At 33.4% G+C, this 21,851-nt stretch carries 16 protein-coding genes; 8 read left to right on the top strand and 8 right to left on the bottom strand.

Annotation, left to right across the window (positions count from 1 at the left end; all coding sequences use genetic code 11):
* Positions 1-6 precede the first annotated feature (6 nt).
* The 3 genes from ACEN2F_RS02060 to ACEN2F_RS02050 all read right to left on the bottom strand — a co-directional run bounded on the left by ACEN2F_RS02060 (position 7) and on the right by ACEN2F_RS02050 (position 3,259).
* Complete coding sequence (locus ACEN2F_RS02060) at positions 7-396, bottom strand: DUF1398 domain-containing protein (RefSeq protein ID WP_441735383.1); 390 nt, start codon at positions 394-396, stop codon at positions 7-9.
* 111 nt (positions 397-507) lie between these two features.
* Positions 508-1,197, bottom strand: coding sequence for a DUF2461 domain-containing protein (locus ACEN2F_RS02055; protein WP_441735381.1), 690 nt, complete (start codon positions 1,195-1,197; stop codon positions 508-510).
* 154 nt (positions 1,198-1,351) lie between these two features.
* Positions 1,352-3,259, bottom strand: a complete 1,908-nt coding sequence (locus tag ACEN2F_RS02050; protein WP_441735379.1) for a YecA family protein — start codon at positions 3,257-3,259, stop codon at positions 1,352-1,354.
* 461 nt (positions 3,260-3,720) lie between these two features.
* Here ACEN2F_RS02050 and dnaK point away from each other — a divergent pair, with 461 nt between their 5' ends.
* The gene (dnaK, locus tag ACEN2F_RS02045; RefSeq protein ID WP_441735377.1) at positions 3,721-5,607 is read left to right on the top strand and encodes a molecular chaperone DnaK; all 1,887 of its coding nucleotides are present in this window, start codon (positions 3,721-3,723) and stop codon (positions 5,605-5,607) included.
* Between the two features lie 95 nt (positions 5,608-5,702).
* On the opposite strand, the gene ACEN2F_RS02040 is transcribed toward dnaK, so the two are convergent.
* Positions 5,703-6,593 (bottom strand): Brp/Blh family beta-carotene 15,15'-dioxygenase, encoded by an 891-nt coding sequence (locus ACEN2F_RS02040; RefSeq protein WP_441735374.1) that lies wholly within the window; start codon positions 6,591-6,593, stop codon positions 5,703-5,705.
* 111 nt (positions 6,594-6,704) lie between these two features.
* Here ACEN2F_RS02040 and ACEN2F_RS02035 point away from each other — a divergent pair, with 111 nt between their 5' ends.
* Positions 6,705-7,430, top strand: coding sequence for a bacteriorhodopsin-like (locus tag ACEN2F_RS02035; RefSeq protein WP_441735371.1), 726 nt, complete (start codon positions 6,705-6,707; stop codon positions 7,428-7,430).
* Positions 7,431-7,758: 328 nt separating this feature from the next.
* Here the strand turns inward: ACEN2F_RS02035 and ACEN2F_RS02030 are convergent, their stop codons facing one another.
* Positions 7,759-10,320 (bottom strand): zinc-dependent metalloprotease, encoded by a 2,562-nt coding sequence (locus ACEN2F_RS02030; RefSeq protein WP_441735368.1) that lies wholly within the window; start codon positions 10,318-10,320, stop codon positions 7,759-7,761.
* A 317-nt stretch (positions 10,321-10,637) separates the two neighbouring features.
* On the opposite strand from ACEN2F_RS02030, the gene corA reads away from it, so the two are divergent.
* Together corA and pta are read left to right on the top strand one after the other, a co-directional pair.
* On the top strand, positions 10,638-11,708 hold the full coding sequence (corA, locus tag ACEN2F_RS02025; RefSeq protein WP_441735366.1) for a magnesium/cobalt transporter CorA: 1,071 nt from the start codon (positions 10,638-10,640) through the stop codon (positions 11,706-11,708).
* 74 nt (positions 11,709-11,782) lie between these two features.
* Entirely contained in the window at positions 11,783-13,876 is a 2,094-nt protein-coding gene (gene pta / locus ACEN2F_RS02020; RefSeq protein ID WP_441735363.1) for a phosphate acetyltransferase, read from the top strand.
* Positions 13,877-14,100: 224 nt separating this feature from the next.
* Here pta and ACEN2F_RS02015 read toward each other — a convergent pair whose 3' ends face one another.
* The 3 genes from ACEN2F_RS02015 to ACEN2F_RS02005 form a co-directional block, all read right to left on the bottom strand.
* On the bottom strand, positions 14,101-15,453 hold the full coding sequence (locus tag ACEN2F_RS02015; RefSeq protein ID WP_441735362.1) for a M28 family metallopeptidase: 1,353 nt from the start codon (positions 15,451-15,453) through the stop codon (positions 14,101-14,103).
* A 275-nt stretch (positions 15,454-15,728) separates the two neighbouring features.
* A complete protein-coding gene (locus ACEN2F_RS02010; RefSeq protein WP_441735360.1) occupies positions 15,729-16,220 on the bottom strand; it encodes a CIA30 family protein in 492 nt (163 codons plus the stop codon).
* Between the two features lie 70 nt (positions 16,221-16,290).
* A complete protein-coding gene (locus ACEN2F_RS02005; protein WP_441735358.1) occupies positions 16,291-16,599 on the bottom strand; it encodes a hypothetical protein in 309 nt (102 codons plus the stop codon).
* A 396-nt stretch (positions 16,600-16,995) separates the two neighbouring features.
* Between ACEN2F_RS02005 and nadC the strand changes: the two genes are divergently transcribed.
* The 4 genes from nadC (at position 16,996) to priA (ending at position 21,846) form a co-directional block, all read left to right on the top strand.
* Positions 16,996-17,853, top strand: coding sequence for a carboxylating nicotinate-nucleotide diphosphorylase (gene nadC, locus ACEN2F_RS02000; protein WP_441735355.1), 858 nt, complete (start codon positions 16,996-16,998; stop codon positions 17,851-17,853).
* Positions 17,850-18,758 (top strand): YihY/virulence factor BrkB family protein, encoded by a 909-nt coding sequence (locus ACEN2F_RS01995; protein WP_441735352.1) that lies wholly within the window; start codon positions 17,850-17,852, stop codon positions 18,756-18,758. The genes nadC and ACEN2F_RS01995 overlap by 4 nt, the downstream gene beginning before the upstream one ends.
* A 121-nt stretch (positions 18,759-18,879) precedes the next feature.
* Positions 18,880-19,308 (top strand): DUF2147 domain-containing protein, encoded by a 429-nt coding sequence (locus tag ACEN2F_RS01990; protein WP_441735350.1) that lies wholly within the window; start codon positions 18,880-18,882, stop codon positions 19,306-19,308.
* Between the two features lie 75 nt (positions 19,309-19,383).
* The gene (gene priA / locus ACEN2F_RS01985; protein WP_441735347.1) at positions 19,384-21,846 is read left to right on the top strand and encodes a replication restart helicase PriA; all 2,463 of its coding nucleotides are present in this window, start codon (positions 19,384-19,386) and stop codon (positions 21,844-21,846) included.
* Positions 21,847-21,851 lie beyond the last annotated feature (5 nt).

The raw sequence follows: 21,851 nt of genomic DNA, 5'->3' as shown, positions 1-21,851 counted from the left end.
AAAAAATTAAACCGGAATTTTTTCTATTACAATAGCATCCCCTGAATGGGTAAGATAGGTGCATGTCATCTCAGTGATATTAATACGCGATCTGGCAATACCGGATTGCGCAGCTTGTTGGCAAAAAGTATAATAGTCGGTTTGACCGCTTTCATGAAGAACCAGATATTCAATGAAGCGTTCCTTATTTGCATTGGTAGCGATCAATAATTCATCGTATTTTTTATCGGTGCTTACTTCATGATTAGTATCTCCATAGTAAACGACACGACCATCTGTAACATGAGTGTCATATCCTTTTATACCTAATTCAATTAATTCCTGAATGTAATTTTTAAAATCAATTTCTGTCTGTACTTTATCATACGCTTGTTTGATTTGTGCTAGAGTAAACATGTTTTTTAGTTTTATTTTTTATTTAGTTTGTGGGTACAGTTTGCAAATATACGCGATATGAAAAAATAAATTTGAACGATCTGACTATGATTTTGTTTGCAACTTGCTATTTTAAACTTTAATTTCACCATTCAAATCAGTCGTAAGAACAGCACTCAGGTGGTCAAAAAAGGGTCGTACCGATTTGAAAATTTCGTTCACCTTATGGGCAAATTTCGGATCAATTACTTCTTGATCTGTAAAATTATGTCTCAAAATAAATTGTTTATGGCGAATTAGATCTATGGCTTCATGGTCTTTAGGGAAGCCTTTTGGAAAAGAGGGAACGGTGCTACCTGTTAGCTCTACAAAGTTATCTTTGATTGGTTTTGAGTCTAAAATTTTGCGCCAATCTTTAAAGTTCAGCTCAATATCCTTTCGTATTCTTTTTAGGTCTTCTGGATTAGGGGAGAAAAAACCACAAGCTAAATAATTATTGCCGGGTTCTATGTTCATATAATAACCTCCTCGTTTTAACTTAGTAGCTCGTTGTAAACTAAATGCAAATCGAGGTTTGTAAGGGGATTTATCTTTACTGAACCGGACATCATTATAAATACGATACAGGCTTTTTTTTCCAGATTCATTTTCAATGGCATCATGGGTATTCATTAGTAGTATGAGTTGGTCTATAAAGGCAATAATATTACTTTGTGCCGAAATATAAGTATCCTTATTTTCAGCAAACCATTCTCGATTGTTATTTTTAGCCAAGATTTCCAAAAAAGTAAGGCTGTTGGCAAGTATATGTGAATCTTTCATTTTTAATTTGTATTCTGATTATTGTCCTTTGTGTTAGCGGGTATGGATTGCAAATTTGTGCTATCGGAATTTGCCTAAACATGGCAGATACAAAACCATTTTTCCATTAAGCCAATTGCCCAAATCCGTTGTAAAAGCTTTTGTAGCCGTTTTTTTATAAGTTAATTAGCCATTTTTTCTTCTTTAATTCAGTTAGATCTAATCCTTTTAACTTCGCAATATCAGGAATAACCATAATTCTTGGAAATTTTAATTCTTTTGAAATAAATAATTCTTCTTCTAAACTCCAAATATATTCAGGATTTGATGATACAACTATTGGGCAAAGATATCTTATGCCTTCTGGTAGTTTTGGATTTAAATTTTTTTTGTTTTTATGAATGAATTCGGCTTTTTCATTTATTTCTTTCAATGCACTTTTCATTTTATTTGTTCGATAAGTTACAGCCAATTTATCACCCTTATCAAATCCAAATGAGACATTTACTGCCTTTGCTTCAATTAGAAAAAGCACATCACCAATAATCAACGAAGCGTCAATTTCCTTTTTTAATTTTCCAGAAGTAATTTCATTTCTGCATACCCACATTTTTTCTTTGCTATAGACTGATTCTATCTCAGAATTTAAAGAATCCTCAAAATAAATAGCTCTTCTATTACCAACGTCTCCATCAACACTTGTAATTTCTTTCACTACAAATGAGATAATATCAGTCAAACCGGTATAATCAACAACCATAAAGTCGTTTGATAATTGATATAAAAATCGTTTAGGTCCTCTAGTCCATAAATCAATATCGTTTTTATTATCCTTTTCTAACAAGAATCTTTTTAAAATTTTAATTGTATCTATTTTATGATCAATTTCCGTTTTAAAAATCATTTTGTGAAGGTTTGGATATGTTTTATCAAAATCTTCGCTGAATGTTGTAATATTGAATTTAGCTATAATATATGCTCTGTTTAAAATTTGACATTGCGAATCGAGGCTTTGAGATGAATCTATTATGATTTTTTGGCCTAAGTAACCAAGAAATAATATAAAGTCGATGACTGAAAATGAATAATATTCGTAAAATTCTTCCTCAAATAATTTTAAAAAGTTATAAATATTATCAATGTTTAGAGCCCCAAACAAATAGTTTGTTTCTATATTAATTATATTATCTTCTTTTGTAAATATTTTTAAATACGCTTCATTCTTAAAATTAATTATTTTTGTTTTTTCTTTGTGATCCACATTCAACTGAAAAAGTGGGCAGAAGTAAGGGTTTTCTTTGTTTAATGTATTTGCAAGATAAGATCCAGTTCTCGAAAATAAATTTGTATTTGAAAGTCTTTCGTCATACATGTCAATCAGAAAACCTATATCCTTATTGATTTTTGGTAAAATTAGTTTGTTAATATCATCAAAAACAATCTCGCATCCTTTGTTAGCTATGCGGTAAGACTGTGTTCCTTTGATGTAGATAAAGCTTAAAATTTCAATTCTAATAACGTCTGAAATAACAGTGTAGATGCTCTCTGGCAGGTTCTCATTTCTAAGTTTTTCTAAGATTACAGTATATTCTAATTTGTTATATGCTTCAATGCTTTTTGGAAATACTGAAAAGGTTTCATCTATAATAATGTTTTCCTCGCTAATTCCATATTTGTAAAAGCTCAAGCTTTGAACTTCTCTATATAGCATTACAGAAAGTTCGGCAATATCGAAAATATTTTTTGGTCCTAGTCTTCTTGACCAAAAAAGCAATTCATAGGTAGAGTGTTCTGAAGCAATTTTTTTTATTAATTTTTCTGTATAGTTGATATAGTCTTTTAAAATATCTGAACTAGACTTCGTTAAATCAGAAATTGAATTAAATATTTCATTTTCATATTTATTTAATTCTTTATCAATGTCAATATGTCCTTCTTCAAAGAATTTGTATGTAATTAATTGATAAACACTTGGAAAGATTGCCTTTGTAACTTCCGTTTTACTACTTTTTTTTAAGCAACAATTTTTGTATTTTTTTTCACTTCCACATGGACATTTGTCGTTTCTTCCTGTTTTTTTCATAGAATATTGTTCTCCCGGTGATTTTAAATGGCTTATAACTCATATATACCCGCTACAATTTAGCGCACATCACCCCAAAATCAGGTTGCTTAGCGCTACAAATAGCATTTTATCGTTCTGCTAATGTAGTTCATTTATTACGAATTATTAGTATTGAAATTTTAAGGTAATTGAATAGAAACAAATAAACTTAGGAATCAGATTTCCTAGCCCGGATCGTAGCGGCATCCTTTATGTTCTTTCTTTAAGAACATAAAGATACAGCGGAGAGCGGGAAATAGCTCCATATTCCAACTTCCGTCAGAATGACAAACCCTCTGAAATGTCATCTTGTCAGATTTTTTTACGCCAATTTTAACATAAACTGACAATTTATTAGCGGGTTTTGTATTGGCACAAAGATTGACTTATCGACTCCGAGTCATTAAAACAAGTATACAATAAAATTAAATATAGTAAAAATGGGTAAAATAATCGGAATTGATTTAGGTACGACAAACTCTTGTGTTTCTGTAATGGAAGGTAATGAAGCAGTTGTTATTCCTAATGCAGAAGGAAAAAGAACAACACCATCTATCATCGCTTTTGTTGAAGGTGGAGAAATTAAAGTAGGTGATCCTGCAAAAAGACAAGCGGTAACTAATCCAACTAAGACTATTGCTTCTATCAAACGTTTCATGGGACATTCTTTTTCAGAAATTACAGCTGAAGCAAAAAGAGTTTCTTACAAAGTAGTAAAAGGAGACAACAATACACCACGCGTTGATATTGATGGTCGTTTATACTCTGCACAAGAATTGTCAGCAATGACACTTCAAAAAATGAAAAAAACAGCTGAAGACTATTTAGGTCAAACTGTTACTGAAGCAGTTATTACTGTTCCTGCTTACTTTAATGATGCGCAACGTCAAGCTACGAAAGAAGCGGGTGAAATTGCAGGTCTTAAAGTAATGCGTATCATCAACGAACCAACAGCTGCTGCACTTGCTTACGGTTTAGATAAAAAAGGTAAAGATCAAAAAATTGCTGTTTACGATTTAGGTGGTGGTACATTTGATATCTCTGTTCTTGAATTAGGAGACGGAGTTTTTGAAGTATTGTCTACAAACGGAGATACTCACTTAGGTGGAGATGATTTTGACCACGAAATTATTGACTGGTTAGCTGCTGATTTCTTAACTGAAGAAGGAATTGACTTACGTCTTGATCCAATGTCATTACAACGTTTGAAAGAAGCTGCTGAGAAAGCAAAAATTGAATTGTCATCTTCTGCTGAAACTGAAATCAACTTGCCATACGTAACTGCTACGGCTTCAGGACCAAAACACTTAGTAAAAAAATTATCTAGAGCTAAATTTGAGCAATTGACTGATTCATTAGTTAAACGTTCTATGACGCCAGTAGCTAAAGCGCTAAAAGATGCAGGTTTATCTGTTTCTGATATCGACGAAGTTATTTTGGTTGGAGGTTCTACTCGTATGCCAAGAATTGCTGAAGAAGTTGAAAAATTCTTTGGTAAAAAAGCGTCTAAAGGAGTTAATCCTGATGAAGTTGTTGCAATTGGAGCAGCTATTCAAGGTGGAGTTCTTTCTGGAGATGTAAAAGATGTATTGTTACTTGACGTTACTCCTTTATCTCTAGGGATCGAAACTATGGGTGGTGTTATGACAACTCTTATTGAGTCTAATACAACTATTCCAACTAAAAAATCACAAGTTTTCTCTACAGCGGCGGATTCTCAACCAACTGTTGAACTACACGTTCTTCAAGGTGCAAGAGCAATGGCAGCTGATAATAAAACAATCGGTCGTTTTAACTTAGACGGTATTCCACCAGCACCAAGAGGAGTTCCACAAATTGAAGTAACTTTTGATATTGATGCTAATGGTATCATCAAAGTATCTGCAACTGATAAAGGAACAGGAAAATCTCACGATATTCGTATCGAAGCTTCTTCTGGATTAACATCTGAAGAAATCGAAAGAATGAAACAAGATGCTGAAGCTAACGCTGAATCTGACAAAGTAGCAAGATCAAGAGCTGAAAAATTGAACGAAGCAGACGGAATGATTTTCCAAACTGAAACACAATTGAAAGAACTTGGAGCTAAATTATCTGATGATAACAAAGTGGCTGTAGAATATGCATTGACTGAATTGAGAATGGCACACCAATCTCAAGATATTCCTGCAATTCAAACGGCTCTTGATAACATTAATGCTGCATGGAAAAAAGCAACTGAAGCAATGTATGCTGAAGGAGAGCAAGGTCAAGCAGCAGCTAAACCAGAAGGTGAAGCAGCTCAAGGGGACAATGTTGAAGACGTTGAATTTGAAGAAGTAAAATAATAATTGATCGCATGCATGCACTGCGGTGCATCTTTACTGTTGATTTAGAAAACCGTTCACCTTAGTGAACGGTTTTTTTTATGGACTTTATTTATTTATTCTTTTTTATCTCCTAACATTCTTGTAATAACTAAAGCGTGTGGAAATGTAATGGCTGCCAAAAAAGAAAAAAACAAAGCATTGAATAGACGCGCTTCTTTAAATAAAAAGTAAAGAAGGACTATTCCAATTATTGAGATCAACCAATAAATTGCTGCGGCGCGACAATAAGCGATAAAGTATTTCAAGGAATAAGAGCCATTTAAAAATTTAATTTGATCAATTATGGACGGTATACTATGCCATATAACAAAATAAATTGCGAATCCCCAGATCAAACTGGAGGACTTGAAAAGTATGGCAAAGAGAATTAAATAAAATAACTCTAATTGTATTTTTTTTCTGATTTTTTCTAGTTTCCAATAAAAATAAGCAAGCAAACCTACTAAAATTACCCCTATAATTTGAAGAAATATCCAAAAGACAGCAATGGGAATACTGATTTTGGTGATGTTCAAAATGATGCTTTGTACTTCAATAGAATTAAATGCAAACAACAATAATAAAATAAAGAAGCCATAAGAGAATTGAAATAGCAATAAAATCCATTTTGGAAAGTCATCTTGTAAATTTTGCCATTGCTGTTCCCCAAAGTGGTGCGCACTCACCATAATGAATAATAGTAAAGCGAGTTGAGGTAGCGCATAAAACAAAAATATTCCTATTAAAACTACAGCTACGTAATAACCAAGTATTTTTAATGAAGCAATTGACTGATTCTGAGTATTTATGTTTTTAATCAATAGCAGATCATTTGCGCCGTGCAAGATTCCAAAGGTAAATATCAAGAGAAAGCCAGAGATTATCTGAAGTTTAGTCGAAAAGTAAGAATCCATCCATAACCCGAAAAAGCTAGCGACAATAGCTATACTAGAGTAATTTTTCATAAAATTTAAATATTGTTGAAATATAAGTAAAAAATAATAAACAAAAAATCTTTTTTATTGTTCATCTTTTGCTACATTTGATTAAACAAAAATAATTTAAATAATTTATTTATGACAAACTTTATGTTTATTTCAGGATTAGTCGGAAAATTATCCCCAACCGATTATGTAGGTTTTACTTTCTTTGTAGGTTGTATGGCTATGATGGCTGCTTCCGCATTTTTCTTTTTGTCTTTGAGTCAGTTTGACAAAAAGTGGCGTACTTCAGTTTTAGTTTCTGGATTAATCACGTTTATTGCTGCAGTACATTATTTCTACATGAGAGATTATTGGGCTTCGTTTGGTGAGTCACCAACGTTCTTTCGTTATGTTGACTGGGTACTAACGGTGCCGTTAATGTGTTTAGAATTCTACTTGATACTAAAAGTAGCAGGTGCTAAACAATCTTTATTATGGAAGATGATTTTTTATTCTGTAGTCATGTTAGTTACTGGTTATCTAGGAGAAGTTGTATTCACAGATAGCGCTGCTTTTTGGGGATTAATTTCAGGATTAGCTTACTTCTTAATTGTTTATGAAATTTGGTTAGGAGAAGCTTCTAAATTAGCTGCTGCAGCTGGAGGAGATGTTCAAAAGGCACATAAAATTTTATGTTGGTTTGTCCTTGTTGGATGGTCAATTTATCCATTAGGATACATGATGGGAACAACTGGATGGTACAACGGATTTATTCCTTCTGGTAATATTGATGTAGTTTACAACATTGCAGATGCTATCAATAAAATTGGATTTGGATTAGTAATTTACAGTTTAGCTGTTAAATCTTCAAAAGATTAATCACTTTTTTTATTTTTAATTTAAAAACCGAGCTAGCGATAGTTCGGTTTTTTTTATGTAATTACATCAAAAAAATACCCGACCTATTTTTGCAACAAGTCGGGTGTTTTAATTTTGTTATTATTTATCACGTAAAGACGCACCGCAGTGTATTTCTACGACCTACGTATAAACAAGCATTGTCGGTTTGTACAAGGTGCGTTTAAAAACGTGATAATAACCAAGAAATACAATTGTATATTTCACACAATTCTACGATGAAATAATGATCATCATGCCACAAAAAAAAAGGGAAAATGTTGTAGAACATTTTCCCTTTTTTAATTTATTATTTAGGGTCTAAAGCTTCTCCTATTCTAGAAATTAAATCAAGAACATGGTATTTGCTTATTCGATCTGACATTCCAGAAGTCGATAACTTCAGATCATTTTTTAAACTATTCAGCTGGCCTCTGGCTATAGAAGGTAAATCAGTTTGAGCCAAATTTACTTTTCTTGTGTTGAAGCCATAAGTAACTCCTACCGGAACCGACCTAACATTCGCATTACCTGGTTTAAGTAATTCAATCATTTTGTCTACATATAATTTCTGAATGTTTCTGCGGTAGATGTCAATAGTATTTTTATTTTTCAATTCTGAGAAAATTCCTTTGCTCAAATCAGTCATTAATTCATCTACTGAATAATTGTCTTTACTGGTAGACGATGTTTCTAAAAGGCGAACCATTCTGTCTCCAGCTAACAAGCTATTCAATGTTGCGTCCTGCATTCCTTTGATTGCTTCGACACCATTTTCAGGATTAATTTTTGAAAGAATATCCTGATTCAACAACCATTTTGGCGTAGTGAATAACTGAGTATTTAAGAATGCTACAGCATCTTTTTGAATGCTTTTTGGAACCACTTCAAATTGATTTCCAGTCATGTCATACGTTTTAGGACTATCATATATTCCTCCCACATTTTTAGTTACGTGTCCCATATATCTTCTAAACTGACCGGTTAGTGCTCCGTAAAGTTCGTCTAACTCAGCATAGCTTTCTCCATCTTCTTTAGACCATTCTAATAAATTAGGCAAAATTCTTTTTAGGTTTTTAATACCATATTCAGAGGCTCTCATTGCATTATCACCAATGTCTTCGGTTTGATATCTAGGATCATAAGGACTAGTTTCTGATCCAAACCATAAACGGCGATTCTTGTAGGCTTCCTTCGTCATTTCGTTCAAAAATGCCTTTTCCTCAGCTTCCGTTTTTGTATCTTCAAAATAGGAATATCCCCATTTGATAGCCCATTTATCATAGTCTCCAATTCTAGGAAATAAACTAGTAACGCCATCCTCTGGTTGTGCAACATAATTAAAACGAGCATAATCCATTATAGATGAGGTATGTCCATTTTTATTTTGGTATGCTGCATCTCTAAGTTTTTCAACTGGTGTTGCAGAACTGGCTCCCATGTTATGTCGCAATCCTAATGTATGTCCTACTTCGTGCGAGGAAACAAAACGAATTAGTTCTCCCATTAATTTATCATCAAACTTCTTAGCTCTTGCTGCCGGATCTACAGCAGCAGTCTGAATCAAATACCAGTTTCTTAAAAGACTCATGATATTGTGGTACCAACCAATGTGGCTTTCTAAAATCTCACCGCTTCTTGGATCGTGAACATTTGGTCCATAAGCGTTTTGGATTTCCGCAGCAAAATATCTTAGTACAGAAAAACGAGCATCCTCTAAGCTCATAGTAGGATCGTTTTCTGGCCAATATTCTCCTCGGATGGCATTTTTCCAACCTGCATTTTCAAAAGCAACTTGCCAATCATCAATTCCTTGTTTTATGAATTTTTTCCATTTTTCGGGTGTAGCCGGGTCAATGTAGTAAACAATAGGTTTCAATGGTTCGATCAATTCCCCATTTTTTTGTTTTTGTGCATCTTCTGGAGATTTAGGTTCTAAACGCCATCTGACAGCAAATACTTTGGTTTTAGATTTTTGAGATTCTTCTTCAAAAACACCGTATTGATTGGCAAAATATCCAACGCGTGCATCAAATTCTCTTTTACGCATGGGTGTTTTTGGCAATAAAATCATCGATGTATTTATTTCCACAGTAATTACACCAGCATCTAAAGCCGAAGGTAAATCAACTCCAATTTTTGGTGTTGGAGTCGTAGAAATTTTTGGTGGTGTGGTGGTAAACGTTTTTACACTTCTGATTTCAGTATTTATCGGAAAACTACTAACTTTTGAAATAAATGATTTGTCTTTTTGAAACGTTTGAATGTTTAATAATTGTTTCTTTATTGGATCTAAAGAAAAAGTTTGAACGTCAGCATCAAAAGTTGACGTTAAATCAACTACATAACCGGTAATTTCCCCAGCATTATCTTTTTTATAGGCTAGAACATCGTAATTACCTATAATTGGATCTGAAGTGGAGTTTTTAACTGCTTGAGCTAAGGGTTTGTCCTCGTCTGGTGACATGATTACATAAGTAATTGATCTTAAAAGGATATTGTTATTTAATCCTTTTTCCCATCGAACAACTTGTCTGTTTATTTCTTCTCCACCAAAAATTCCTCCGCCGGCAGGAGTCTTCGAATATCGGGTAATGGTCATCATTTCACTTCCCAATAAAGAGTCAGGAATTTCAAATAGATATTTATTATCTACTTTATGAACGTCAATTAATCCTTTTTGCGTAATAGCAGTAGTATCAATTACTTTTTTATAAGGTTTTGGTTCTTTTTTGGCATCAGCCGCTTTAGAGTCAACCGCTGTAACGGTATTTTTATCTGCTTTTTTCTTTTTTTTGCTTTGGGCAAATGTATCCTGGACGGAAAAAAATAGCAGACAAACAATAATTAGGGTTAGTTTTTTTTTTAGCATTTAGTTAAATGTTTTAAAAAGGTTAAGGATTAGTTGTGGTAAATAAGTTGAAGTTTTCTCTTTTTTACAATTAGAATCCAAATTTATTGATATATTTTTAAAAATAGGGCAACAGTACGTAAAAAATCGAATAATTAACATTTGTTAAATAATATGGTTTTTTAATGTTGTAATATGATTTTTCTCATGAAAGGGTGTGTTTTTTCGCCTTATCTTTGTTTTCAAAATATAAAAGCAAGAACTTTTTTTCGTTTCTTGTACTTGTGAGAATAGAAAAGAGTGATTTTTTCGCTTTAGTGCCATACAAATGATCGCGCATGAGAAAAATTAAATTTAAAAAAGGCAGAAAACTGCAGCCTAATAATTTAGAATACACCGGAATTCATAAGGATAATGAGTCTGAGATGCAGCTGTTTGTTTTTGATGACGTCATGCTTACCGAATATGATGATTTTAAAGTAGCAGATTTTGATAAGTACATTAATCTTCAAAAAAGCAATTGGCTTAATCTGCACGGTTTAAATAATATTGAGTACATCACATCCATTGGAAATTATTTTAAAATAGATAATTTTATTTTGGCTGACATTCTCAACACTACGCGAAGAACTAAAGTAGAAGAGTTGTCGGATATTTTATTTTTTAATATTAAATCATTACTTCCAGCGGGTGATTCAGATAACATAAGTGTAGAGCAAATTAGTTTTTTGATAAAAGATGGGATTTTGATTTCTTTTCAAGAAAAGCGAAGTGATTTTTTTACGCATATACGGGAACGACTTCGAACTCATTCCGGCATTGTTAGAAGCAAAAAAACGGATTACTTGCTGTACCTTCTTTTGGATGCCATTATGGAAAATTTCTACATCACTTTAGAAAATGAAGAAGACAAAGTAGAAGAACTGATTAATCTTTCAAAACAAAGTGCCAACCCGATTATCTTAGAAAAAATTGAAAAACACAGGGATAATTTTAATTTTTTGAAACGCTCCATAATCCCGCTTCGGGAATCTTTATACAATATCAAGAGTATCAAAGATGATAATGTTTTTAATGCAATAGAAAAGGAAAATTTTAGTTTTTTTGCACGGTTGCACCAAAAAAGTCTAGAGCTTTTAGAGCAAATAGACTCTGATATGGGCTCACTTGAGAGTGCTTCGAATTTCTTTTTCTCAGCACAAACGCATAAGATGAATGAGATTATGAAAACACTGACGATTGTTTCAGCAATCTTTATCCCGCTCACATTTATTGTCGGTGTATATGGGATGAATTTTGAAAATTTGCCAGAACTTAAATACCAATATGGCTATCATGTCGTTATGGGATTTATGTTCTTGATCGTAATAGGAATGATTTTATATTTTAAAAAACGACAGTGGTTCTAACAACAAAATTATTTATATACAATCAAATAATAGTAAGACATCCAATACATTTTGGAATTAAATAAAAAATAAAAATGAATAAAGCCATTTATATAGCAACAAGTGAACAAAATAGCGGCAAGTCAATTATTACTCTAGGATTAATGAGCATATTGATGGGTAAAACTGCCAAAGTTGGCTATTTTAGGCCCATTGTTGAGGATTTTGAAGAAGGTGGATTTGATAATCACATCGAAACAGTAATTGGTAATTTTGGTTTAGATATTGACTTTGAAGATGCTTACGCGATTACAAAAAGCAAATTAATCAAAAAGAAGAACAAAGGAAAAATTGGAGAGGTTCTGGATTTAATAATTGAAAAATACAAAAAATTAGAAGAGCGTTTCGATTTTGTGTTAGTCGAAGGAACTGGTTTTAGTGGTGAAGGTACAGTCATAGAGTTAGATATGAATGTGCTTATAGCTAAAAATTTAGGTATTCCTACCATTATTGTAGGTTCCGGAGTAGGCAAAACGCTAGAAGAATTAATTGATAGCCTTTATCTGGCGTATGATTCTTTTAAAGTCAAGGATGTCGAGGTTTTAGCCGTAATTGCAAATAAAGTACAACTTGAAAATATTGAAATAGTAACAAATGGATTGAAAAAAAGTTTACCTGAAGGTCTTTTAGTAAATTCTATTCCGCTGATTCCTAACTTGAATAATCCCACCGTTCAGGAAATTGTGAATAAATTAGATGCCAAAGTCTTATTTGGTGCTACCTACCTAAACAATCAAACTGGAAATTTTAGCGTAGGTGCCATGCAACTGTGTAACTATTTGTTACATCTAAAAGAGAATAGTTTGGTGATCACCCCCGGAGACCGTGCTGATATTATTCTTGGGGCGTTGCAAGCCAATGAATCCGTCAATTATCCAGCTATTTCAGGCATTGTATTAACGGGTAATATTTTGCCTGAAATTAGCATTTTGAAATTAATAGAAGGCCTTGCGCCAGTTGTTCCAATTATTGCTGTTGAAGAGGGAACATACTTTATTACCAATAAAATTGGGGCTATCAAATCCCAAATTTATGCGGATAACAAGCAGAAGATTGAAATTTCGATTACCACTTTTTCAAAATATGTCGATATAGATAATTTGGCTGAAAAGCTCATCACTTTTGAAGCTGAAGGAATGACGCCTAAAATGTTTCAATATAATTTAGTCAAAAGAGCCAGAAAACATAGAAAACATATTGTGTTGCCAGAAGGAAATGATGAAAGAATTATTAGAGCTGCTTCACGATTGTTAGCGATGGATGTGGTCGATATTTCAATTATTGGCAACAAAAAAGAAATAGAAAATAAAGTGACAGAGTTAGGGCTGGATTTTGATTTTTCTAAAGTAAAAATCATTAATCCGATTGAATCAGAACATTATGATGATTATGTAAATACATATTTTGAGTTGCGAAAAGCTAAAAATGTAACAATTGGAATGGCAAGGGATTTAATGGAAGATGTTTCGTATTTTGGAACAATGATGGTGTACAAAGGACATGCAGACGGGATGGTTTCTGGTGCAGCACATACTACGCAGCACACTATTTTGCCAGCTTTACAGTTCATTAAGACTAAACCCAATTGTTCCGTAGTCTCATCGATATTTTTTATGTGTCTAGAAGACCGCGTTTCTGTTTTTGGAGATTGCGCTATTAATCCAAATCCCACTGCTGAACAACTTGCTGAAATAGCGATTTCATCTGCTGATTCGAGTTTGGCTTTTGGGATCGAACCTAAAATTGCCATGCTTTCATACTCCTCTGGTTCGTCAGGTAAAGGAAATGAGGTCGATAAGGTGCGAACGGCTACTGAAATAGTAAGAAAAAAACGTCCTGACTTAAAAATTGAAGGACCTATTCAATATGATGCTGCAGTTGATATGAGCATAGGACAAAGCAAAATGCCTAATTCAGAGGTCGCTGGACAAGCTAGCGTTCTTATTTTTCCGGATTTAAATACAGGAAATAATACATATAAAGCGGTGCAAAGAGAAACTGGTGCATTGGCAATTGGGCCTATGCTACAAGGTTTGAATAAACCTGTAAATGATCTAAGTCGCGGTTGCACGGTTGACGATATCATAAATACAGTCGTGATTACAGCGATTCAAGCCCAAGGATTTTAAGAAATTATTGATAGTGTTATCCAGTCACGTAAAATTTGTAGCAAAGAAATAATAAGTAGTTATTACGAGCTTCAAAGATTTAATTTTAAACAACAAAAAAGAAGCGTTTGCATAGGCAAACGCTTCTTTTTTATAATTATAATAATAATACCACTTTACGAATTCAGAATTAATAAAAAAATTGGTTTTATGAATGTCTGAATTATTTAAAACAATTTTGTGTTTTAACGAATTGGAATTGGGAAAACTGGTAAACTAGAGTGTCCTAATGCATCTACTGCTTGTACAGCAAAGAAAAAGTTGTCTTTTGAATATGGAATTTCAGCTTTTGTATCTTTTACAAATATTGTTTTTTCCCACTGTTGTGAAGAAGTTTCTCTAACAAGAATATTATATCCATGAACTGATTTTCCTTCAGGAGCCGTCCAAACTAATGTAGAAAAATTAGTCAAGTCTTTTACTTCAATTCCAACGTTTGTTGGTGCTTTTGGAGACCAGGCCAGATTACTGAAAGTAGCCAAATTAGAGCAAGTTACTTTTTTCATGTATTCAAAGTCCATAAATTCAGCAAGATCGCCGTACTGGATATCGTTTTCTTTTCGAACGTTTTGATGTTGATGATCGTAATTTTCGTTCATTTCACAAAAACGAATTGCTGTAAATCCATTTTGACTGAAAGGAGTATGGTCACCACCACGCAAGAAACGGTCATTGCGGTAGACTAATTTAATATCTAATTGATCTACGTATTGATTAGTAACCGTTTTAATATATCGGGCTAATTGTCTGGATGGACTGTCATTATCACGATTGGTCGATTTACGCATTTTTGATTCGGCTTCTGTTTCTAGGAATGGAATCGTTTCACTGAAAATGCGTACTTGAGTATTGTCGCGCAATAAAGTACCGCTGGATAAACTGTTTCCAATCATATCATTATTGATCATCGCAATTACATTCCATTTGCCGTTTTTAGCAACATCTGCTAAATGTTTGGCTCCATATAATCCTTGCTCTTCGCCAACTACGGCTACAAAAATCAGCGTAAAAGGAAATTCTCTCTGGCTCATTATTCGAGCCAGTTCCATCATTGCTGCTACTCCAGAAGCATCATCATTAGCACCTGGTGCATCTGATTTAGCATCCATGACATCAGAAGCACGGGAATCTAGATGACCGCTTATAATTAATACGCGGTCATCTTTGGGATCAGTTCCTTTTAAAGTTGCCATCACATTACCCAGTTGACTGTCGGTTGCGATGCGTCTGCCGTCTGCTTTGATGGTAAAAAAATCTATAACTGAAGTTAATCGACCACCTGATAGTACAGCATATTGATCAAATTCTGACTTAACCCATCGCTGTGCTGCTCCAATGCCGCGAGTATTACTTTTTGTGTCGCTTAAGGTATGTCGAGTTCCAAAAGACACTAGCTTTCGAACGGTAGCTTCCATATTTTCCGATTTTACTTCGGCTATCATTTTTTTTATTTCGGGATCATCGACGGTGGTTTGTGCATAGTTAATATGAGAAATAAATAGTAGGACGAACAAATAAAGAATTGAGGATGGTTTCATTAATAGAATTTTTTAGTTTTATCAAAGTTAGTAAAAAGGAAAGGAATTTTTGTACGAAAACAGATTTTAAGATTGTATTGTTGCGTAAAACATGGGGTTTTCATCTCAATTTATAAATTAAAACGCTCATTGACAGGTACAATTTTCTATGATTTTGTATCGTCAATTTTCTGCGATTAATAAAAGTCAAAAGAAAGAGATCAAAATTGTTACGACAAATGGTTATTTAAAAATTTGAAAAGTTTTGTGTTTTTACTTTGCGTAAAACATATTATTTATTTTATTTCAATATGATCAATAATCAATTGAAATGGTTCTTCTTTTTTATTGCCAATCAAGAAAGCTATTTCCTCTAAATTAGAGCCATCGTAGTTAGGCAGATCTAATTTTTGTCCACGAAAAGCAGGGTAAAAATCGGTTATTGGAATTTCGATAGATTGCCACTCTGTAGTAGATTGAAAAGGAAATACAAACGAATGGGAATCAGTTTGATACTTTTTGAGCCTGAACTGGTATTGTTTGCCGTCTCCTTTGAAATGCATGCAAATGTGTTTGGCATCTTTCAAATTAATGGATTTAAAAACATATTTTACGGAACAAAAACCTCCATTATTTTTTAATGAAACATTGCCCTCAAAAGTTCCAAATCCATCTGAATTTAGGTGAAATTCACTTTCAGATTTACCGCCCATAACGGCGTCATTCACAATTTTCCAACCGTTTATGTCACTTTTTAAATTAAAATCAAAAATTAAAATTGGTTTCATAATGATAAGGGTAAGGAATTTATTAATGCTGTTTCTAGCTTTTATTGACTGTATTGAAACAGATTTATACTTACTTTGGTAAAGGGGCACCTACCGCAATATCACAACGATGATTCGTTTGCCCATGAGGTGGATTCATGCCTTCAGCGGTTATAGTTGTTTCCGGTTGTGTTGTAGTACTTGCACTAGCAGGAATCACCGTGTTTTGTTGTGGTGTTGCAGCAACATTGGCTGCGGGGGAGTTTAATGGTGCGCCAACAGCAATATCGCAACGATGACCTGTTTGTCCATGAGGCGGATTCATTCCAGCTGCAACAACTGTTGGTTCTGTATTTGTATTTGATTGTTGCTGACCATTAATCTGGGATTGATTCTGCATTTGTTTACCAACTTCAGTAAAGGGAACGATATTTGTTGAATCGATATTTGTTGTCTCTGTTTCCTTTTTGCAAGAAATGAAGAGTAGTGATGATACAAAAAGCAGACTTAAAAAAGATTTCATAAATAGATTTTTAATTACTAATTTCAAATATAGGATATTAAATAATGCTGCCCTAGATAAAAGAATTGATTTATAATCTCAACGCTCCATATTGTGTAAAGTTTATGATAATAGCATTTGTGAGTCGTATGAAATCCAATAATTAGCTCTTAACCGGCTTTTTTTTCTGGATCAATAAGGACTGATTTACTACTTTGTAACAAAGAACACAGTCTGTAAGTTTTCAATTCGACAAAATATACATTACTTTAGCATTCCATAAAAGTCCATAAAATGATTAGCGAAGCACAGTTCATTAGCGAGTTACAAATACTGATACAAAACGCCATTAGGGAAGATGTGGGTCCAGGTGATTATAGTTCATTGGCTTGTATTCCGGCATCAGCAACAGGAAAAGCAAAACTGCTTGTAAAAGAAGACGGAATTATTGCTGGTGTAGCTTTGGCAAAAATGATTTTTGAGTATGTAGATGGTAATCTTAAGGTTGAAACTTTTATTGAGGATGGAACTCCGGTAAAAAAAGGAGATGTTGTTTTTCATGTTTCTGGAAGTTCGCAATCTATATTGAAATCAGAACGGGTAGTGTTGAATTCGATGCAAAGAATGTCAGCAATTGCAACTAAAACTAAAGATTATGTTCGTTTGTTAGAAGGAACAAATACTAAAATACTCGATACTCGGAAAACAACACCAGGTTTTAGAGCCTGTGAGAAATGGGCAGTCAAAATTGGCGGAGGTGAAAACCATCGGTTTGCGTTGTATGATATGATTATGCTTAAGGATAATCACATTGATTTTGCAGGTGGAATTACTTTGGCTATAGCCAAAACCAAAGCGTATCTCAAAGAAATCAATCTGGATTTAAAAATAGTTGTTGAGGCTAGAAATTTAGATGAAATCAAAGAAATTCTTCTAAGTGACGGCGTACATAGGATTTTAATAGATAACTTTAATTTTGAGGATACTAAAAAAGCAGTAGCGTTAATTGGTACAAAATGCTCGACGGAATCCTCCGGAAATATTAACGAAAACACGATTCGGAATTACGCGGAATGTGGCGTAGATTATATTTCGTCTGGCGCATTGACACATTCTGTTTACAACATGGATTTGAGTTTGAAAGCAATATGAGCAAAGCAATTGAATTAAAACTACGAAGAATTCCAATTGTACGGAATCTTATGTTTGGTTTAAAAAAGATAAAACTTCCTTGGTTAGAAGGATTGTCTTTGTATGATTTAATGGAAATATATGGACTAGGAATCATTGAAAGCGCATTAACCTATCATGCAAGCGCCATTGCATTTAGTTTTTTTATGGCATTATTTCCTTTTGCACTTTTCATTTTAAATCTAATTCCATTTATACCTATCGTAGGTTTTCAAGAAGATTTTTTAATGTTTGTAAAGGATGGAGTTCCTCCTAATACCTACGATGCAATTTACAAAATCATCAGTGATATTTTGACTAATAGTGATTCAGGACTTTTATCTTCTGGTTTTATTTTGTCAATATTCCTGATGGCAAATGGATTAAACGGAATTTTAGGAGGGTTTGAAACCTCTCGCCACGTCCTTATTAAAAGGGGATTTATCCGTCAATATTTAGTTGCCTTAGGCATGTCATTATTATTGTCGTTGCTGCTATTAGTGACCGTTGCAATAATCGTAGTTTTTGAGGTTTTGATTCAAAAAACAGTTTTTAGTGATCAAATTCAATTAATTGTAATTGGTCGTTATGCTTTTGTCCTTTTAATGATTCTGATGACAACTTCGATACTTTTTAAATTTGGTACAAAACACGACAAAAACAGAGCATTTATTACGATAGGCTCGGTTTTTACAACCATTTTAATTATTTTAGATTCTTATTTTTTTGGGATTTGGGTCACAAAATTTTCACAGTATAATGAATTATATGGTTCAATAGGAACGTTATTGATTTTGATGTTTTATATTTGGATCAACTGCATGATATTACTGTTAGGTTTTGAATTGAATGCAACAGTAAATAAATTAAAAGCTAAAAAAGAGTAAATTATTAAATCTAAATAGTTTCAAAGTTAGAAGCTATTTCCTGCTATTCGTTACAATCTTTTCTTTTTTAAAGAAAAAAAGAAAAGGATTTCCACTACTATCAGGGCTAAAAAATAAAAATATGAGAAATACAATTACTAGTCTGGTGTTATTAGTTTCAATGACTTTTTATGCGCAATCCAATAGCGTTATTGGAAAATGGAAAACTATTGACGACGAAAGTGGTAAAGCTAAATCAATAGTTGAAATTTACGAACGTTCCGGTAAAATTTATGGCAAAATTATCGATATACTAGACGCTGAAAAGAAAAAGAGTTTGTGTACGAAATGCTCTGGTGACGAAAAAAACAAGCCAGTTATGGGACTGGAAATCATCAAAGGACTTACTAAAGATGGAAAAGAATACAATTCAGGGAAAATTCTTGATCCAACATCTGGAAAATTATACAAATGTTTTATGGTTTTAGACGGGAATGATAAGCTTGATGTTCGTGGATACATTGGAGTAGCCCTGTTTGGAAGAACACAAACTTGGAAAAGAGTAAAATAAGTATAAATTAAGAAGTATGAGTTCAAATAAAATTCTGAATAGTACTCAAATTTCATAATGCATAATCAATTATAAATGTACTTTGTTGAAGTTATCTTACCACTGTCTCTAGCTAAAACATTCACTTACAGCGTGTCTGAAGCAGAATTTGAGTATATCAAAAAGGGGATGCGAGTTGCAGTTCCTTTTGGAAAAAGTAAAATTTATACGGCTTTAGTTATTGAAATACATCAAAACAAACCTGCTTTATATGAAGCTAAGGAAATACATGAAATTCTAGATGAAAAGCCCATTGTAACCGAAATCCAAATAATGCATTGGCATTGGATCGCCTCTTATTACATGAGTGCCATCGGGGACGTGTATCGCAGTGCCATGCCAAGTGCGCTTTTACTGGAAAGTGAAACACTGATTTCTCAAAAATCCGAAATATTTGTAGATACTAGTTTGCTATCCGATGACGAGTTTTTAGTATATGAGGCCTTGCAACAGCAAAATTCACTAAAAGTCCAAGATATTATTGCTATTTTAAACAAGAAAAATATTTTTCCTGTTATTCAAAAATTAGTAGACAAAAATATATTAGTTCTTCAAGAGGAAATTCAAGAAAATTATAAACCTAAATTGGTTAGATACGTTAGGTTACATTCTAAATATGAAACCGATCAAGGCTTAGGAGCGTTGTTGGAAATATTGAAAAATGCCAATAAGCAAAAGGAAATCGTGATGCGTTATTTCCAATTGTGTGCAACTGAAAAGACTCAAGGCTCGAAGCCAATCACTGTAAAAAAACTAATTGAAGAAGCTAATTCTTCATCAGCAATTATAAAAGCGTTAATAGAAAAGGAAGTATTTGAGGATTATTTTCTACAGGAAGACCGAGTAAATTTCAACGGAAAAATTAAAGATGGTGAATTACGGTTAAGTGGTGAACAGCAAATTGCTTTTGAGGAAATCAAAGAAAGTTTCAGTCATAAAGAGGTGTGCTTGTTGCATGGGGTAACTTCTAGCGGAAAGACCGAGATTTATATTAAACTCATCGAAGAATATCTTGCAACAGGGAAACAAATTTTATATTTATTACCTGAAATTGCCTTGACGACTCAATTAGTGGGGCGGTTGAGGGCTTATTTTGGAAATAAAGTGGCTGTATTTCATTCGAAATATAATAATAATGAACGGATTGAAGTGTGGAATCAAGTCTTACAAAATTCTGAAAAATCGCAAGTAGTAATGGGAGCGAGATCCGCTTTATTTTTGCCATTTCACGATTTAGGATTTATAATTGTAGATGAAGAGCATGAACAAACATTCAAACAAGCAGATCCGGCTCCACGATATCACGCACGTGATGCGGCTATAGTTCTGGCAAATTCTCACAAGGCAAAAGTACTTTTAGGTTCCGCTACTCCAAGTATAGAAACTTATTTTAATGCCAAATCCGATAAATTTGGTTTAGTCGAAATTTTTAAGCGTTATGGAAACGTTATGATGCCCAATATAGAATTGGTGGATTTGAAAGATAAGTACTTTCGAAAAAAAATGACGGGACATTTCAGCGATGTTTTAATTGAAGAAATAACAAAAGCATTAACATTAGGAGAACAAGTGATTTTATTTCAAAATCGCAGAGGATATTCGCCAGTTGTAGAGTGTATCACTTGTGGTCACGTGCCACAATGCCAACAATGTGATGTGAGTTTAACGTATCATAAGCATAAAAATCAGTTGCGTTGTCATTATTGTGGATACACTATGGCTAAGCCTACGCATTGTCACGCTTGTTCTAGTGTCGATTTGACCACAAAAGGCTTTGGAACTGAACAAATTGAACAAGAACTACTAACTATTTTTCCAAATTCGAAGATAGGAAGAATGGATCAGGATACGACCCGAGGAAAATTTGGTTTTGAAAAAATTATCGATAGTTTTAAAAATAGAGAAATGGACATCCTAGTAGGAACCCAAATGCTGGCCAAAGGATTAGATTTTGATAATGTAAGTTTAGTGGGGATAATGAATGCTGATAATATGCTATACCATCCAGATTTTAGGGCTTTTGAGCGAAGTTTCCAAATGATGACGCAAGTTGCTGGAAGAGCAGGACGTTCAGAAAAACAAGGGAAGGTAATTGTACAAACCTATAATCCCAATCACAATACAATACAGCAAGTGACTAATAATGATTATTTAGGAATGTATAATGAACAGCTGTATGATCGCCAAATTTATAAATATCCACCCTACTTTAGAATCATTAAACTAACGCTGAAACAACGTGATTTTGACAAGTTGAAGAAAGGTTCTATGTGGTTGTATCAAGTAATGAGTCAAAATTTAGTTATGCCAGTATTAGGTCCAGAGGAGCCGGCTATCAGCAGAATCAGAAATGAGTACATTCGTACAATTATTGTCAAAATTCCTCAAAATGTTTCTATTGGGAACACAAAAAAAACGATTCAAAAAATGCTAAATAGCTTTGAGGCCGTTGCGCAGTTTAGGGCTATAAAAGTTATCTTGAATGTAGATTTTTATTAAATGCA

Source organism: Flavobacterium sp. W20_MBD1_R3 (assembly GCF_052119725.1).
In the GTDB taxonomy this organism is placed as follows: Bacteria; Bacteroidota; Bacteroidia; order Flavobacteriales; family Flavobacteriaceae; genus Flavobacterium.
This window is presented reverse-complemented; position numbering and strand designations above follow the sequence as displayed.

What these genes read in the sequence shown, in the direction of transcription:
- ACEN2F_RS02060 (WP_441735383.1), bottom strand. Translation starts at nt 396, where the DNA reads ATGTTTACTCTAGCACAAATCAAACAAGCGTATGATAAAGTACAGACA.
- ACEN2F_RS02055 (WP_441735381.1), bottom strand. Translation starts at nt 1,197, where the DNA reads ATGAAAGATTCACATATACTTGCCAACAGCCTTACTTTTTTGGAAATC.
- ACEN2F_RS02050 (WP_441735379.1), bottom strand. Translation starts at nt 3,259, where the DNA reads ATGAAAAAAACAGGAAGAAACGACAAATGTCCATGTGGAAGTGAAAAA.
- dnaK (WP_441735377.1), top strand. Translation starts at nt 3,721, where the DNA reads ATGGGTAAAATAATCGGAATTGATTTAGGTACGACAAACTCTTGTGTT.
- ACEN2F_RS02040 (WP_441735374.1), bottom strand. Translation starts at nt 6,593, where the DNA reads ATGAAAAATTACTCTAGTATAGCTATTGTCGCTAGCTTTTTCGGGTTA.
- ACEN2F_RS02035 (WP_441735371.1), top strand. Translation starts at nt 6,705, where the DNA reads ATGACAAACTTTATGTTTATTTCAGGATTAGTCGGAAAATTATCCCCA.
- ACEN2F_RS02030 (WP_441735368.1), bottom strand. Translation starts at nt 10,320, where the DNA reads ATGCTAAAAAAAAAACTAACCCTAATTATTGTTTGTCTGCTATTTTTT.
- corA (WP_441735366.1), top strand. Translation starts at nt 10,638, where the DNA reads ATGAGAAAAATTAAATTTAAAAAAGGCAGAAAACTGCAGCCTAATAAT.
- pta (WP_441735363.1), top strand. Translation starts at nt 11,783, where the DNA reads ATGAATAAAGCCATTTATATAGCAACAAGTGAACAAAATAGCGGCAAG.
- ACEN2F_RS02015 (WP_441735362.1), bottom strand. Translation starts at nt 15,453, where the DNA reads ATGAAACCATCCTCAATTCTTTATTTGTTCGTCCTACTATTTATTTCT.
- ACEN2F_RS02010 (WP_441735360.1), bottom strand. Translation starts at nt 16,220, where the DNA reads ATGAAACCAATTTTAATTTTTGATTTTAATTTAAAAAGTGACATAAAC.
- ACEN2F_RS02005 (WP_441735358.1), bottom strand. Translation starts at nt 16,599, where the DNA reads ATGCAGAATCAATCCCAGATTAATGGTCAGCAACAATCAAATACAAAT.
- nadC (WP_441735355.1), top strand. Translation starts at nt 16,996, where the DNA reads ATGATTAGCGAAGCACAGTTCATTAGCGAGTTACAAATACTGATACAA.
- ACEN2F_RS01995 (WP_441735352.1), top strand. Translation starts at nt 17,850, where the DNA reads ATGAGCAAAGCAATTGAATTAAAACTACGAAGAATTCCAATTGTACGG.
- ACEN2F_RS01990 (WP_441735350.1), top strand. Translation starts at nt 18,880, where the DNA reads ATGAGAAATACAATTACTAGTCTGGTGTTATTAGTTTCAATGACTTTT.
- priA (WP_441735347.1), top strand. Translation starts at nt 19,384, where the DNA reads ATGTACTTTGTTGAAGTTATCTTACCACTGTCTCTAGCTAAAACATTC.